Here is a 16685-nt window from a genome sequence, read left to right as displayed (position 1 = left end):
GTAGTAAATGGAGGAATAAAAATTGGATATGAATATTGAAAACTTGGATCCTATAGAAAGAGAAAAAATACTTAAAGAATTATTAGAATCAACAAAGCCTTCAAAAAAAAATCAAACAATTATTCATAATGATCAAGAAAGGTTTGATATTTATCCATTATCGGATGTACAAAAATCGTATTGGGTCGAAAATAAAGGGGTTTTGAAATTTAACCGTCGATTAAGTAATATATATGTTTGCTTGAATTTTGATAAAACAGGTTTTATTTTTCCTAAAATTTTAAAAGTGAGACTAGAGAAATCTGTGAATTTACTGATTCAAAATCATGATATTCTTAGAACAAAAATTGTAAAGGAGTTTAAACAACAAACTAGTAATGAAAAATTAAAATTTAGAGTAGAGCTTAAAAAATATTCAAAAATTCTACGAAATGAGAATATTCTTGAAAGTCAAAAACAGTCTTTAATTAATAATCATATTAACTATGGTGAATGGCCGTTGCTAAAAATTATTGTTACACAGTGGAAAGATAGTACAAATGTTCAGATGTCAATTAGTCCGCTGTTGATGGATGGTGATGGAGTAGCTTTATTTTTAACTCAGTTATTTCAGAATGCTCTTGGATTTAGACATAAACGTGTTTATGATAATGGATTAACATATAGAGATTATGTCGTTCATTATGAAAAGCAAAAAGGAACAACTGATTATTTAAATGCTAAAGAGAAGAAAATAGCTAGGTTAGAAAATTTACCTCCTGCTCCAAATTTACCATTAAAAGATAGAAGAAGCATAAGAAAGTTCGAAAATCAACGTTTTAAAATTGATAAATTCACATTGTTAACGGCACAAGAATGGGAAGAATTCCAAGAATTAATCGCAAAAAAGAAAGTGACTGTACCAGCTGTTCTTCTTACAATGTTTGCAGATGCTGTATCAAAGTGGGTTGCTAGTCCCAGATATTATTTAGGGATGATAAATACTTATCATTTGCCTGAATTAGAGAGTGCCAATGTCTCTATATTAGGAAACTTTAATACGGTTGATTTTATAGAATTTGATTCAGGAATTGCTACTTTCTATGAAAGAGTTCTCGATATCTCTAAGCAATTTGCGTTTAATTATGATAATGGTAGATATAGTGGATTTGAAGAAATTCGTAAATTGAGAGTTGATAGACAACTGGGAGCAGAGGTAACTTTTCCAGTTGGATTTAATTGTACGGTTAATATCGCACATCCTTCACAAGATGATGTGCTGAAACCAAACAATATTTTAATGAAATTTGGAGAGAAATATCTACCAAGTTTAAAAATGGAGGAGTTAAACATATATACGACTCAATTCCCTTTTATTCCAACAATTGAGAGGGGGGACAGTGGAGAATTAAATTGTAAATTTGCAAGATACCTAGAATATTTTCAGGATGGAGTCCTTGAAGATATTTTAGGAAGTTTCAAACAAAATATTAAGCTCATTTTAAATGATGAAAATTATTGGTGTTATTCGACAAAGGAGACTTTTAAAAATATTGCTAGTAGCAACTTTGTTGAGCCGGAATCTCAATACTACAGAAAAGAAATTTTAAATAAAATAAAGAAGATTCATTTTGATATTGTTGGTTTTAAACCTGAAAATCTTGAAAATTTATACTTTTTTGGAATGTATTCTATACAAATTTTGAGATTTTGTTCGGAGATTAATAAAGAATTTGATGAATCCTTTACACCAGACGATCTGTTATTATTTGCAGAGACGGTAAATGATTTAGTAGAATATATCGCTTATAAGAAAGGAGTTAATAATGGTTGAAAATTTTCCATTAACTAATGCTCAAAGAAATATTTGGAATATTCAAAAGGTTAATCCTAGTTTAGCAGTTTCAAATTTAGGTGGAGTGGGGTTCTTTCAATTTGATTATAATTTTGAGTTTATGTCAGAGGTTCTGAATCAAATTATTTTTGAAAACGATAATTTTTGGTTGAGATTTTCTGAGTTAGATGGGGAACCTTACCAATATTTCATAGAGAATAATCAATTTGATAATTTTGAAGAATTAGACTTTACAGGTTATTCAAATGAATATATCAACGCATATTTTACTGAACAGAGTAAAAAAATTCAACAATTGGAAAATTCAAAACTTTATAACTTTTGTATATTTAAACATGGAAATGGCAAAGTGGGAGTGTTTGCTATAGTAAATCACTTGATATTTGATGCTTGGTCTTTCCCTTTGATTGTTGATCAAATTATTGATAAATATACTAAACTTTTAAAAGGTGAGAGTATTACTAATCCTAAGCGTCAATTATATAAAGCCTATCTAGAATCGCTTGATTTTAAGAAAATAGAGGATAAAAATGAAAAAGGGAGAGCCTATTTTGAACAGCTTTATTCAGAAGATTTTGTGTTATCAGAATTGAGTAATATTCCAATTAATCGCGACGATATTACTGGAGATAGGATCTTTTTTAATCTTACTGATTTGGAAAGTCAAACAGTGACAGAATTTTGCAATAATTCTAAACTGTCACTGGCAGTATTATTTGAGTCGGCTCTATTTATTTATTTATCAAAAATTAGTAGGCAAAATTCAGCTATTACAATCGGTTTGCCGACTCTAAATCGAAAAGGAAAGGAAAGACAAATTCTTGGTATGTTTATTGGTATGCTTCCGATGACGATAGACATTCAACAGGACCAAGATACATTACAAGATTTATTTAAGGCAGTGCAAGATAAACATAAAATATTGTTTAAACATCAAAGTTATAGTCTAAGTAATATTATGAAATTTTTATCTGCATCCCAGGGGTTTGATTCGGGTATGTTTGATGTTATGTTTAATTATCAAAATGGTAAAAGTGAATCTGCTTCGAAATATCATGTGAAAACAAGATATTATTCAAATGGGACTTCAGAAGTTCCGTTGGTAATGATGGTTAATGAGAGAGATGGGGAATCGATTGAAATTTCTTATGACTATCAGATAAATAACCTCTCTTTAGAAGAAATTGAAGCTTTCCATTCAAGAATACTTCATGTTGTAAAACAAATTATAGATAATTCACAACAAAAAATTAAAGATATAACTATTGTTCCCGAGGATGAATTAGAAAAAATCAATGATTTCTCTAAAGGAATTTCAGAGGATATTGGAACTCAATATGTCTCGCAACTTTTTGAAGAAGTTGCCAAATTAAATCCCCAAAAAGTGGCATCAAAGGATTCCACAGGAACCTTGACTTATAAAGAACTTGATGATAAATCTAATCAGTTTGCTCATTATCTGTTAGAACATGGCTTAAAAAAAGGTGATAGGGTTTGTGTCTGTCTCAATAATGATCTGAATTTAATGATTGTTTTCTGGGGAATATTAAAATCGGGTGGAGTCTACGTTCCTGTTGATATCGAATATCCTTTAGAAAGAAGGAAATATATAATTAGTAATTCACAATCTAAATTCTATATTGCTAATAGCATAAATAACGAAATTAAAAGGGAAAAAGATAATGTTATTCTTATAGATATAAAAGATTTGTTGGGAGAGTTGTTTTTCTATTCAACAGAGTCTTTAGATATCAGATTTAGAGCAGATGATTCAGCATATATTTTGTATACCTCTGGAACTACAGGAAATCCTAAAGGAGTTGAGAATACACACGCCGGTATTTTAAACAGAATTTTATGGATGAAGCAACAATTAAAATTTACAGCGAATGATAGAATATTGCAAAAGACATCTATAAGTTTTGATGTTTCAGTTTGGGAATTAATACTACCACATGTAATTGGAGCTGTACAAATCCTTTGTAATTTAGGAACCGCAAAAGATACAGATTATTTGAAGAAATTGATTATTTCTGAAGAAATTACATGTGCACATTTTGTTCCAAGTTTATTAAACGTTTTTCTTGAAGATAGTGTACGAACTAATTTGAAGAAAATTGTATGTAGTGGTGAGCAACTACAATACGAGACTGTTAAAGCTGCTTTGATGGAAAATCCTGGGGTTCAAATTTATAATTTATACGGGCCGACTGAAGCAGCTATAGATGTAACGTGCTATTCTGTAGATAAGAAAGCTTTATCAAACAGTATTATTCCTATTGGGAAACCTGTGTATAACACAGAGATTCGTATTGTTAATAAAGAAATGAAAGATTTACCCATCGGAGTTGCAGGAGAATTAGTGATTTATGGAATTCAAGTAGCTAAAGGCTACTTTGGTAATGAACATTTAACTCAGGATGTATTTGGAGCAGATTCATCGCGAGGTGGGATGAGATATTATAAAACAGGTGATATTGCTTATTGGAATAGATTAGGGCAGCTTATATTTATTGGGAGGGAAGATGGACAAATAAAAATAAATGGTACTAGAATAGAGATTGGAGAAATTGAATCACAATTATTGAAGTTGGAAGGTATATCTGACGTTTCAGTAGTTAGTAGAGTTATAAATGGTAAAGAGTTACTAGTTGCATTCTATACAGGGGAAAAAAAATTGTCTAATATGGAACTTAGAACTTCATTATTAAATACTCTGCCAAGAAAATGGGTGCCTTCCATATTTGAAAAGATTGAACAGATGCCATTAAGTAATAGCGGAAAAACAGACATCAAAAAATTGAAGTCTTATTCAATAAAATTGCCGATATCAAAAAACTCTAAGCCAAAATCAAAACTAGAATCTGATGTACTTGAACTAGTCAAAAAAATACTTGGAGTGGAAAATTTAAATGTTAAATCAGATCTTTTTGCAAATGGACTTGATTCTATAAAATCTATAAGAGTCATTTCAGAATTATCTAAATTAGGTTATCATACAGACATTGAAAAATTATATCAATATGTAACTGTAGATGAGTTAGTAGAAAAAGGACTGACTAAAATTCATCAGGAAGCAAAGGCTAAAGAGTTTGAGTTATTGAAAAAAGAAGATATGGATATGTTGTTTAACATGAATAGGAGTGAAGAATAATATGGATACAATTGTAGAATTTAAAAATGTCAGTAAAAGGTATAATAGTGGGGAAATTGTTGTTACAGCAGTTGATGATGTTAGTTTTACAATAAAAAAAGGTGAATTGGTTATCATTGTTGGTGCTAGTGGTGCTGGTAAAACGACTATACTGAATCTGTTAGGTGGAATGGACAGTTCTTCTGATGGAGACATCTGGGTTGAAGGGCAAAATATTAGTACTTTTTCTCAAAAGCAATTGACAGAATATCGAAGAAAAAATATTGGTTTTGTATTCCAATTTTATAATTTGATTCCTAATTTAACTGCTTTAGAAAATGTAGAGCTAGCTTCACAAATTTCTCAAAATCCACTTAACGAAACTCAGGTGCTAAAAGAAGTAGGATTAGAACAAAGATTGAGTAATTTTCCTTCTCAGCTTTCAGGTGGTGAGCAGCAAAGAGTAGCAATAGCAAGGGCTATTGCTAAAAATCCAGATATTCTTTTATGTGATGAACCGACTGGTGCTCTAGACTATAAAACCGGTAAAAGTATCTTGAAGCTTTTACAGGATACTTGTAGAAAAAACAATAAAACTGTTGTTATTATAACTCATAATTCGTTGATTGAGGATATAGGAGATAGAATTATACGAGTTAATAGTGGGAGAATAACAGAAAATATTGTTAATGAGTTTCCTAAGAACATAGATGAAATTGAGTGGTAATGGTGAATGTAATGAAATCATTTTATAAAAACATTTTTAGAACAATTAAGCAGTCTTTAGGAAGGTATCTAGCAATTTTAGGAATAACATTTTTGGGGTCAATGATGTTTTCAGGCCTTCTTTCTACTTCGCCAAGTATGACGAAAACTTCGGATTCATATTTTTCTAATGCTAATTTATTTGATATTAAGATTATTTCTAATTCAATGTTTTCTAATAAGGAATTAGTTAAAATATCAAACCAAAAGAATGTGAAAAAAATATTAAAAACTAGTTTATTAGATAGTCAATCGGAAATTAATTCAGAAAATTATACGTTACGTTTGATTGCTTTATCTAGTTTTGATAACTTAGGTATGAACAAGCTAACTTTAATTGAGGGAAAAATGCCTAAAGATGATAAAGAGGTTGTAATAGTAAAACCTGTTGAGGGATTTTCTGATTCTAAAATTAAAGTGGGTGATAAAATTAAATTATTTTCAAGTAGATTATTAAAAACTGATGAGGTGACTATTGTTGGGATTGTTAACTCCCCTGAATATTTTTCAAATGGGTCAGTTTCTTCATCTGTAGGAACTGGGAAAATTGATTTTGTTATCTACGGGAAAACGAGTTTATTATTAAATGAGTTTTATAATCAACTTTATTTGACAGTTTCACCTACTTATATCAAAGGTAAGGGAATTGCTAATGTAGACTATTCGAACAAAATAAATCAATTGAAAAAATCGATTAGGGAAGATATTTCTGATAGTAAAAATTGGCTAATAAGTGATAGAGATGCTAATGTAGGCTATATTGCTTTAAAGAATGATATCAATAGTATTTCAGGAGTGGCGCGGATATTTCCAATTATTTTTATAGTTGTTGCAGCTTTTGTTGCAATGACTACAATGACTAGATTAGTAGAGGAAGAACGAATAATAATTGGTACATTAAAATCGTTAGGTTACTCTAATCAGAGGGTGTTACTGAAGTATCTCATATACTCAATGACTGCAAGTATTTTAGGTAGTACTATAGGTGCCTTTGTTGGTTTCAGAAGTATTCCAAATAGCATTTGGGATACATATTCGATAAAATATTCACTTCCAACTCTTACTCAGAGTGTTGATTGGGAGGTTGCCTTAATTTCAATTATTGGTCTTACAATAGTAACTGTGATTTCAACATTAGTTTCTGTCAGAAACAATGTTAGTCAAACTAGCTCTCAATTATTGGTACCTCAAGCACCAGTGGCTGGTAAGCGAGTAATTCTAGAGCGGGTTACTTTTATTTGGAAAAGGATTTCTTTTTTATATAAGGTTACAATACGAAATGTCTTTTTAGATAAAAAAAGAATGTGGATGACAATATTAGGCGTAATGGGATGTACAATGATTCTAGTTACAGCTTTTGGCTTAAGAGAAAGTCTACAAAATTTTACTCGAGATCAGTACAAAGAAATATTTAAATATGATGCTACTTTTGGAGTCAAAACGGTAGACAACTCAGTATCAAAAATTTTAGAATCTAATGACGTGAAGTTTTTGAAGTTTCAAAATTCTTCAATTGAGATTGAGAAAGAAAATACCAACTATAATATTAATCTTATTGTACCTGAATTGAGAAATGCAAATATAGAATCTTTTATTTCTTTAAATGACTACAAGACTAATGATCATTTATCTTTTGATGAAAGTAGTGCTATAATAAGTCATAATATTGCTCAACGATTGGGAGTATCAGAGGGTGATACTATTACTTTCAATTTATATGGAGATACAGAAAAGAAAAAAGTTAAAATATCTAAAATTACTAAGAATTATCAGGAAAACTATCTATATTTATCACCTAAATTATATGAAAGTCTTTATAAACAGAAACCAATTTATAATAACTATTATATAAAATTTGTTAAAGCTAACAATAGTGAGAAAAATACTTTGTATAAAAAGTTGAGAGGTATTGAAGAGGTAACTTACATTAATAAAAAACAAACCATAGTGAATCAAATTGATGAAGGATTACAAGGAATGAATATGATAGTTATCATACTAATTGTAGCTGCAGGACTCTTAGCTTTTCTTGTGCTGTATAATATTAATAATATAAATGTTTCAGAAAGAACTCGTGAAATATCCACTTTAAAGGTTTTAGGTTTTAAGAATGGAGAAGTTGAAGCATATGTATTTAGAGAAGTAATTATTCTAACAATTTTTGGTTGCGTATTGGGGTTAATGATAGGCTACTACAGTTTCCTTAATGTTATAAAATCAATTGGAACCGATTTTTATGTATTTAACGAAAATATAAGTATATCTACTTTTGTATATTCAAGTATTATAACATTGGTTTTTGCTATGATTATTAATATTTTTATGATTTTTAAATTGAGAAATATTAATATGTTAGACTCTTTAAAGTCCGTAGAGTAGATAGATAATTTGAATCGAATATAGGTGAAAGTATACTATTGATTAACTTTCGCCTATTTGTATTAAGGAGAAAACATTGTTAAATATATATTATGCCAATGTTAAGGAAATGGATTATAATAATTTATATGATGATTTTTTTGAAATTCTTTCAGAAGAAAAAAAACAGAAACTTTCTTCATACATATTTGATAAAAATAAAATTCAGAGTATTTTATCTGAATTATTAGTTCGCTATGGTTTAATTCATGATTTTGGATTTAAAAAAAATGAAATTAATTTTATAGACAATCCTTTTGGTAAGCCTAAAATTGAATTTAGTTCAATACAATATAATATTTCGCACTCAGATGATATTGTAATTTGTGCCATTGGAAATGGTATAATTGGAATTGATATTGAGAAAGAGGAGGATATTGATTTTGACAATCTAATTACTTTTTTTCATTTAAAAGAAAGACTATTTTTAGAAAGTAAACCTTTTCAAGAAAGGAAGCGATTATTTTATAGAATGTGGTGTGCAAAAGAGGCGTATTTAAAATATAAGGGAATAGGTTTATTGAAATCTCTAGATTCATTTAATATAGATCTTGAAAAACTAATAGTGTTTGATGGGGGTGAAATGAAAGTTAGAATAAATTGTTGTTTATTAGAGAACTTCGAAGGTTATAGTTGTGCAGTTTGTCATAATATTGAAGGTGAAGATTTATCAAATTTAACAATTACTAAAGTAATGTCAGATAAATTATACATATTGAAATAATTATAAATTTTAGAGGGTTATAAATGATAGAAAGAAAACGGAAGAACAAAATAATAATGATATGTTTTCCATTTGCTGGTGGGCAGGGAAATGAATTTTTAAGGTGGCAAGATTATTTTGAAGAGGAAATAGAAATAGTTCCTCTTCAATTATCCGGCAGGGGGAATAGAATTAATGAGGAATTTAATGAGAATTTTGTTGAGGTAATTGAGGAGATTTCTAACAAGATATATTTATCTTATAGAGATTCCAAGTTTATTTTTTGGGGACACAGCATGGGAGGACTACTTGCATTTTGTTCGGGAGTATATCTTTACGAAAAGTACTCTATTTCTCCGGATTTTTGTTTTTTTTCGGGTTGTTTTCCAAAATTACATTTAAGTAATAACAATTATTTGTTAGGAAAAAGTGACAGTGAAATAGTTGAAATATTAATCAAGATGGGAGGTGTTCCAGAGGAATTACTTCCGTATCCGGAAATTATAAAATTTTTTTTACCTATTATTAAATCTGATTATAAATTAATGAGTAATTCTTATTTTCCAACTAAAAAAATTTCATGCCCAATTAAGACATATAGCGGTGAACAAGATTTTGTTAGTCCGACTACTTATGTGAAAGATTGGCAGATACATACTAATGATTATCTAGGAAATATGGAATTCCAAGGAAATCATTTCTTTATTTTTGAACATGAAAAAAAAATATGTCTTGATATAATGTCTACACTCAGTAATCATATGACGTTTGATTAACTTTATTATATAAAAAAAGAATTAATTGTCTATAGTTTAAAGCAGAAAGTAATTATGGTCATTTGAGGGTGAAAAAAGTGCATTTGAGGGTGAAATATTTATTGTTAGTAAAATATGCTACAATTGATTTATGAATAAGTTTCAACATAATTTTACAAAAGAAGATATACTCTGGAGCATTCAAGAGGTTGTTCAACATTTTAGATGGGATAAATCTAATAAAGAACTGAAATTACAGATTTGGCGGATGCGTTCTCGATTAAATATGATAGAAGAAATTTTGGAAAGAAATGATTAGAGATAGGAGATGGAATAAGGTAAAATAAAGCGTATGAGTTTTTTTATTCGTACATTTTATTTTGTCTATTTTATGATATAATGACGGTATCATCTCTTAACTTTCGTTGAGAAGCGAAAGGGGGTGGTATCAGTGAGTCAATTCCTATAGCTCTTACTTGCTATCGCAGCAAACGTAATCGCGTATTCATTTGCAAATGGCTAGATAGCAAGGACAATCGAGATGACTAGCCTAACTAACCCTGTTTAAACCGCAAGGAACATAAAAAAATACCCCAACTGTTTGCAGTGGTTGGGGTGTTTGGGTGTGCAGTGAGCACAATTCCTAGTAGTCTTATTATACTATACATTCTATAAAAGTCAAGGGTATTTAGTTTGTATAGAGTGTATGGTATAATATTTATAGAATATATGGAGGCGGAATAATGGAAGAAAAAGAAGACAAAGTTATTAATAAAAAGTTCGCATGGATTCTTATTGGATCGATTGCTGCTTTATCTCTTGTAGTATACTTAGTGGGTATCAATTCTAACGGTGGTTCTAAAAGTTCAGGGAATAACCTAGATGGTACCTATTATGTTTATCATAGACAGAACAATACAGTTATCGAAGATAACATTCTGAAAATTGATGGAGAAACAGCTCTATTTAAGGATGCCTTTTGGGTGAAAAATGGTGATAAAAATGAGGGGGTTATGTGGCATGTGGATACCAAAAAACAGGTGATTGTAGTTCGGCAGACGAGCGTGCACGAATTTCCATATGTCTTAAGAGATGGTGTACTTACTTTTGATAATGATGATTATGTAGAGAAAAATTCTGAAACCTATAGAAAGGCAAAGAAGATGACTGAATGGGATTATGAAAATAATTAGGTAGATATAAAGAAATGGACTGAATCACTCAGTCTTTTTTATTTTGTAGATCATAGAAGGCGAATTTGACTTTTCTGTTGACTTCTGTGTCGGTTAGCTGCTTGCTGTTCCAGGCATACCATAGTGTAAGTCCTTTATCGTACTTAGACCAGGTTTTGATATGTGGAAGGGCGCTTTTTATTTTTTGGCAAAATGATTGATTTTGAAGTTCTGGAAATTCAATATGAGTAATAAAATTATTATTCTCTAGCAGTAGTTTTAGTTTATCACTAGCTTTAATTTTAATCGTTTCATAGTTGCTGATGATATTGTCTTTAATAATCTCCAAGTAAGAAATTAATTTTCTTCCAGCAGATGTACCTGCTCTAAAGCTAGTCACAATTCCTTGTGCTTTGGGGTAGCTCATATCTGTATAGTGTTGAAATAGTTGAGTTAGTCGAACTTCTAAAGCTTTATTAGAAACTGCTAAATCTTGCATAACTCCTTGATAAGTTTTTTGTTGATAGAAAATTTTAGTTAAAAGAACTATATCTGGCATTAAAATAATAGAAGCAAAATAATCTGCTTCTAATTCTTGGGCGGTTTTATTTTTTAGACTTTCTGTAAAGAGGCTGCCTTTGTGATTTAAAAGTAAGTGCCCTAATTCATGACATTTGGTGAAATTCTGTCTTTCCTGAATACAATCTTTTTCGTAAGATATAGAAATTCCAAGAGGATCAATCATGGTGATGCCTGATATTAAATCATTTTCAAAATGATGTTCGAAAACCTTGATGTTATACTGTTCTTTTTTTGCTTGGAAATAACTCTCAAAAGAATAGTTTATTAGGGAAATATCGTGAAGTTTAATAAACTGGTAAATTTCAGTACGAGCTATAGCAGTGATTTTTTGGTAAATAGGATTCATTTAGTCTTGCTCTTCTTCAAAAGCTTTTCTTCTCATTTCAATAAAATTGTCAATATCAATTTTAAATTGCTCTTGCTGCTCTTTTGTTAAGTTAAAATCATCTACTGTTTTTCTAAAAAGTATTTGTGCTGTTTCCAAAACAGGTTTCTTTTCATCAGTATTACCCAAGAGATAGTCTACAGAGACATCAAAAAAATCTGCTGTTTCTATTAGTTTTTCTCTTTTTGGGTTTCGCTGGCCATTTTCCCAATAGTTTATATTTTGTTGACTAGTATTAAGTTTTAAAGCAAGATTTTTTTGAGACATTCCAGCAGCTTTTCTTAGTTTTTTTAAGCGTTCTGGGAACATGAGATAACCTCTTTTTAAAAAATTTTTAAATTTTTTCAAAAAAACATTGACAAAAACAACAAGACGTTGTATTATATTTCTAACAACAAAATGTTGTTTAAATCTAGTCCGATCTTTCTCAATGTTATGCTTTAGATAGATAAAAATTGAGCAGTAAGATTGACAGTCTAGATTGAAGATTGTTCTTTGAAAATTAAATAAAAGTGCGTCAGACAATCCTTTCAGACAATCAGACACACTAAAGCGTAGCAACTTTAGTATATAGTAAACTTAACAATTTGTCAAGTTTGCTAGAGAGGTTAAAAGTGGGGGATTGGAGCTGTTCTAGGTTATGACAAATCTAGCACACACGCATCAGCTTTTAGCCTTGTGAGCTGGCTTGGATGAATCACAAGGAACTGCTGGCGCTGGTGGCGTCGGAGATGAAGCTTGTCTACATAGAGAGATATATGGAAAGCGAGGGACTTTTGTTTTTCGTCGGCAGGTGGATTGGGCGGTAGCTAGGGACTCCTAGTGAAATAATGCGCGAGGATAAGAGCGCGTACTAAACAGATTAGTCATCTGTTTAGGAGAGCAGAAAATTAAAAGATTAACTTATTCGAGCCAAAACACTTTAATTTTATTGGCTATATTTGTAACTTTGTTTTAAAATATGATATAATAAAGGAAATTATATTTCGAGGTGAATAAATGAGTCAATTAGAAGTGTTGCGTGCTGAACATTGTCAACTAATTGTAGATTCTGTTTTAAAAGGAAATGATGATTTCTCCCAAAAAATGAAAGCAGAAAAAGATCGGTATAGGATTAACTCTGCTGCGAAAAATGGTCGGGTGAATATAATTGATAGCTCTCTCTTCAAAGCGTTTGAAGAAAATAAATTTAGCTTTATACAGGATTCTAATATCAAAAAAGCTGGGCGCACATGGGAGTATGGTGAATACATTTGTGAAACAACTTTTGGGAAATTCTTATTTATTGTCAAATCTGAAGACGCTTTAAAAAGAGGCTTTTCTAAATCTAATGTTACAGAAACTACAGAACAAGAAGAAAAGGAATATATTGAGGCTTATTTGGAAATTAATAAGAGAGTAATTCGTCAAAGTAAGGAGCCGCTAGAAGGTTTGTTTGAACAACCGATTTCTCTTTTTGAGGATGAGAGGGAGTCGCTTATTTCTTTAATTGATGATGAAGGAGATATTTATAAAGACATTGCTTATTTCTTTGTTCTTTCATACAAAGTTTCTAATGAAAAGCTTACAAATATTCAGTTAATTTTTCCTAATCCAATTACAAAGAATTTAAGACTGGCACAAGATTTAACAGATTATATTCAGTCAAGTCAATTTGACAGCAATGATAATTCACAATATACTAATATTACCTATTCTCCTCAAGAGAGTGATGATGATATTTCAATCTTTGATGAAAGGATAGCTGAAGTAAAAGAAATCAAATAAATAACTTAAAATGTAAAGGGGTTTTCACTCATGTTTAATGGTGATATATTAAAACAATTACGCCTTTTGTATGGCATGACAAGGAAGGAGTTGGCGACTAAACTAGATATAACTGAGCAAGCTGTTTGGCAATTTGAAAAAAATGAAACTTCCCCTAAAGCATCTGTTAAACAAAAAATGACTAATTTGTTTGGGGTTCGTTCAGACTATTTTTTTCAGATGAATTCTATTTCAAATTTTGACATGACATCAGTAGCTTTTAGAAATGAAGCAGAAAACACAAGAAAAGCCACAGACATACAGGAAGCTTATTTAAACACATTAGATAGACTTGTTATCTATTTAGAAAGTATGGTTACTATTCCTAATCAAAAAATTATAGATTTAGTAGATATTATTTCTCAAAAAGACCAAGACACTGTTAGTTTAGAAGAAATTGCATTATTTGCAAAAAGATTTTTAGAAGTCTCTAATGATAACAGCGATCTTCTCTATCAGTTAGAAAAATCAGGTATTTATATTTTTGAAAGAAATATGGCAAACAATGAAGACGCCTATAGTATATGGTCTAATACTAATAAACCGTTTATTATTTTAGGGATTGGAAAAACAGCTGTGAGGAGAAATTTTGACTTAGCTCATGAATTAGGACATCTTCTACTACATAGAAATATTGATTTTAGCACGTTGTCTAAAGATGAATTTTTAGAAAAAGAATCAGAAGCTAATAATTTTGCCTCTTGTTTTTTACTTCCCAAAGAAGAATTTTGTAAAGATATGACGAGCCTTGTTGGAAAACGGGTAAGTAATCCAGATAATTATATTGATTTAAAACGGAAATACTCTGTTTCTATACAAGCGCTTGAGTACCGAGCATTTAAATTAGGCTTGGTTAGTCCATCTCAACATGGTTATTTTTATAGATTGATTAGAAAAAATAATTATAAAACTTTTGAAAGACTTGATGATGAGATAATAGTGAGAAGACCATCTAAAGTAAGGAGTATGCTAAATACTATTTTGTCCAAACTTCTAACAGTAGATAGTATGTTTAACGCTTTAAAAGTTAACGAACGTTTCTTGTCTCATTTATTGACTATTCAACCACAGTTCTTTGATAAATATAAAAAGACTGTTAGTGATGAAGATAGATTTGATAATATTATTCATCTGAAGAATTTCAATAAAAGATTATCTTAGAGACTCTACTATTTTCTTCTCTTTTAAGCAGATGATACAGCCAGCCAAGAGCTGGTTTTTTATTTTATAGAAATGAGGTGATGGAGATGGTTAAGAAAATATTGCTGTTTATTGTGAGTCTATTTATTTTAACAGCTTCTCTTTCTGTCTTTGTCTTTCTTTTGATAATACTTTTGCTTGGAAAGGCGGTGAGAGGATAGAGGGGGTGAGATGATTTATATGCTTTTGTATTGTTTGGTTAGTGGTTTTTTGTCGAATCCAGATTATATTAGAAATTTTTCAGTCAAGTTTTGAAGTTAGTTAAATAAAGGAGGATGAAATGGATTTATTTGAAGAAATAAAAAATGAGGCTTTTGTAGCTTTGGTTGTAGATGGGGTTGATCAAGTCCTAAAACTTTATGACAACTATGCAAACACTGAGTTTTCAGGAAGTGTGACAAAAACAGAAGACGGGTATGTGCTTAGACTACAAGATTCCTTCTTCGGAGTAAGTCGGACCTTCAAGACAGCTGACGCACGAAAAATTTATGATGAGCTCTGGCAGCTGGAAGCAGGCTTGAATAAAGTTCATGCAGCGATGCCAGACTATCTGATTTGTTTTGAGTAAAGAGAAAGGAAACTGGATGATCAGGAATGAATCATAGTGAAGTTGTTATTGTCTATTATCAATCGGGTTATCGTAGAATCTACGATAACTTTTTATTTTCTTTTAAAATTTATAAGAATAATAGGCTGATGTTAAAACGACTCTGTAAAAGCAGCATAGAGGCTTTAGAACGATTAAGCAAACAATCCATAGAAAGAGATAAAATCGTGACACAGTCTCTTATGCTGCCATACAAGAGACAGATTGAAAAACAGTATCGAAAGCTGCAGAGAGGAGTTTGAAATGCGTTATTTTGAAAATCGATTTGAAGGAATATTGGAAAGGTTTAGATTTTCCCTGCGGATGTACAAGGGGGATCCAGCGCACTGTGAGCAGTGCTATCAGGAGAGCATGGGAGAGATGGATGCAATTTTTCACCGTCACGATAGCCATGATGCTTTTTCTAAGCAGCTGATGGACTGTCGAAACAGCTATAAGCGTCAGTTGAAAAAGGAATATTTGGGAATCTAGGAATGAGGTGGATAGATGATAATGGCTCGTGCTCCTGCGGCTGCTTTCTAAGTAAAAGCAAATAGAACAAATAAAAGAAAGAAATGAGGAATACACATGGCAGATTTGCAAGTGCTCCCTGTGGGGCAAGAAGTGATTGGAAAGACAGGACTCTTTGTCCTACCAAACTTTACGGAACGACCAGCGACTACTTACAATGACGCATACCGTGACTTTGAAGTCAGCGGAGATGTGCAAAATGGTGTCCGGATTCGGGTTTATGGCCTGGAAAACTCTGATATTCCAAAAGATAAGGGAATGCAGAAAATTGAGAGCCTGACTGGTCTTGTGATGACCGTTGGGTCCGTCCGTTCTCGTGGGAAGTCTAAAGATGAAATCGTCTTTGAAGCAAAGAAAATGAAATTGGCGAAATAAGGAGGCAACTATGACTTTTGTAGTAGAAAAATTTAATACCAGTACCGATCCTTACAATCTGGCGAACCTTGGCAAGCTGACCTTTGTTGGTTTCCGGGAAGCATTTGATATTTCCGAAGACGGGGAGCGAGAGGCTCATGCTACCCACATTGAGATCTTCTCAGATAAGCTCAATGATGTTATTGGCCTGAAATTGCCGGATGGCTACCAACCCGAAGAAGTTCCTTTCATGTCTGAGATTGAGGTGATTGGCAAAGCCAGTCCCTTTATCTATAACTTTAACCGGACAGTCAACCAGCGAAATACAGATCCTTATGAAGTCCGCTCGTATGGTTTCGCCTTGCGGGTTGATGGCTTTAAGAAGGCAGCTTCTCCAAAACCAGACAAAGCACCGGAAAATAAAGGGTAAGACTGAATCAACCAGATTCGGTCTTTTTTAA

The 16685-nt window shown here is 31.2% G+C and carries 16 protein-coding genes; 14 read left to right on the top strand and 2 right to left on the bottom strand.

The window, feature by feature from the left end; all coding sequences use genetic code 11:
* Positions 1 to 28: 28 nt before the first annotated feature.
* From MK370_RS00440 to MK370_RS00410, 7 genes are all read left to right on the top strand, one after another.
* The gene (locus tag MK370_RS00440) at positions 29 to 1813 is read left to right on the top strand and encodes a condensation domain-containing protein (protein ID WP_002916250.1); all 1785 of its coding nucleotides are present in this window, start codon (positions 29 to 31) and stop codon (positions 1811 to 1813) included.
* Complete coding sequence (locus tag MK370_RS00435) at positions 1806 to 4988, top strand: non-ribosomal peptide synthetase (RefSeq protein WP_268683730.1); 3183 nt, start codon at positions 1806 to 1808, stop codon at positions 4986 to 4988. Before MK370_RS00440 ends, MK370_RS00435 begins: the two co-directional genes overlap by 8 nt.
* A gap of 1 nt (position 4989) precedes the next feature.
* Positions 4990 to 5694: an ABC transporter ATP-binding protein gene (locus MK370_RS00430; protein ID WP_268683729.1), complete on the top strand. Its 705-nt coding sequence runs from the start codon at positions 4990 to 4992 to the stop codon at positions 5692 to 5694.
* Positions 5695 to 5705: 11 nt separating this feature from the next.
* Positions 5706 to 8111: an ABC transporter permease gene (locus tag MK370_RS00425; protein ID WP_268683728.1), complete on the top strand. Its 2406-nt coding sequence runs from the start codon at positions 5706 to 5708 to the stop codon at positions 8109 to 8111.
* A 76-nt stretch (positions 8112 to 8187) separates the two neighbouring features.
* Complete coding sequence (locus MK370_RS00420; RefSeq protein ID WP_268683727.1) at positions 8188 to 8874, top strand: 4'-phosphopantetheinyl transferase family protein; 687 nt, start codon at positions 8188 to 8190, stop codon at positions 8872 to 8874.
* 23 nt (positions 8875 to 8897) lie between these two features.
* On the top strand, positions 8898 to 9629 hold the full coding sequence (locus MK370_RS00415) for a thioesterase II family protein (protein ID WP_268683726.1): 732 nt from the start codon (positions 8898 to 8900) through the stop codon (positions 9627 to 9629).
* Positions 9630 to 10351: 722 nt separating this feature from the next.
* On the top strand, positions 10352 to 10801 hold the full coding sequence (locus MK370_RS00410; RefSeq protein WP_268683725.1) for a hypothetical protein: 450 nt from the start codon (positions 10352 to 10354) through the stop codon (positions 10799 to 10801).
* 28 nt (positions 10802 to 10829) lie between these two features.
* Here the strand turns inward: MK370_RS00410 and MK370_RS00405 are convergent, their stop codons facing one another.
* Positions 10830 to 11708, bottom strand: a complete 879-nt coding sequence (locus MK370_RS00405) for an ImmA/IrrE family metallo-endopeptidase (RefSeq protein WP_268683724.1) — start codon at positions 11706 to 11708, stop codon at positions 10830 to 10832.
* The gene (locus tag MK370_RS00400; RefSeq protein WP_032909837.1) at positions 11709 to 12056 is read right to left on the bottom strand and encodes a helix-turn-helix domain-containing protein; all 348 of its coding nucleotides are present in this window, start codon (positions 12054 to 12056) and stop codon (positions 11709 to 11711) included.
* Between the two features lie 690 nt (positions 12057 to 12746).
* Here MK370_RS00400 and MK370_RS00395 point away from each other — a divergent pair.
* The 7 genes from MK370_RS00395 to MK370_RS00365 all read left to right on the top strand — a co-directional run bounded on the left by MK370_RS00395 (position 12747) and on the right by MK370_RS00365 (position 16654).
* Positions 12747 to 13514 carry a hypothetical protein gene (locus tag MK370_RS00395; protein WP_268683723.1) on the top strand — a complete coding sequence of 256 codons (768 nt, stop codon included), beginning with the start codon at positions 12747 to 12749 and terminating at the stop codon, positions 13512 to 13514.
* Between the two features lie 30 nt (positions 13515 to 13544).
* Positions 13545 to 14714, top strand: coding sequence for an XRE family transcriptional regulator (locus tag MK370_RS00390; RefSeq protein ID WP_268683722.1), 1170 nt, complete (start codon positions 13545 to 13547; stop codon positions 14712 to 14714).
* A 319-nt stretch (positions 14715 to 15033) separates the two neighbouring features.
* Positions 15034 to 15321, top strand: coding sequence for a hypothetical protein (locus MK370_RS00385; protein ID WP_268683721.1), 288 nt, complete (start codon positions 15034 to 15036; stop codon positions 15319 to 15321).
* Positions 15322 to 15347: 26 nt separating this feature from the next.
* Positions 15348 to 15602, top strand: coding sequence for a hypothetical protein (locus MK370_RS00380; RefSeq protein ID WP_002916229.1), 255 nt, complete (start codon positions 15348 to 15350; stop codon positions 15600 to 15602).
* Between the two features lies 1 nt (position 15603).
* Entirely contained in the window at positions 15604 to 15831 is a 228-nt protein-coding gene (locus tag MK370_RS00375; protein ID WP_002916228.1) for a hypothetical protein, read from the top strand.
* 96 nt (positions 15832 to 15927) lie between these two features.
* Positions 15928 to 16245 carry a hypothetical protein gene (locus MK370_RS00370; RefSeq protein ID WP_002916227.1) on the top strand — a complete coding sequence of 106 codons (318 nt, stop codon included), beginning with the start codon at positions 15928 to 15930 and terminating at the stop codon, positions 16243 to 16245.
* 10 nt (positions 16246 to 16255) lie between these two features.
* Positions 16256 to 16654 carry a hypothetical protein gene (locus MK370_RS00365; protein ID WP_268683720.1) on the top strand — a complete coding sequence of 133 codons (399 nt, stop codon included), beginning with the start codon at positions 16256 to 16258 and terminating at the stop codon, positions 16652 to 16654.
* Positions 16655 to 16685 lie beyond the last annotated feature (31 nt).

It is taken from the genome of Streptococcus sanguinis (assembly GCF_026781265.1).
GTDB classification, from domain to species: domain Bacteria; phylum Bacillota; class Bacilli; order Lactobacillales; family Streptococcaceae; genus Streptococcus; species Streptococcus sanguinis_T.
Note: the sequence above shows the minus strand (reverse complement) of the source record. Positions and strands in the feature narration are given on the sequence as shown.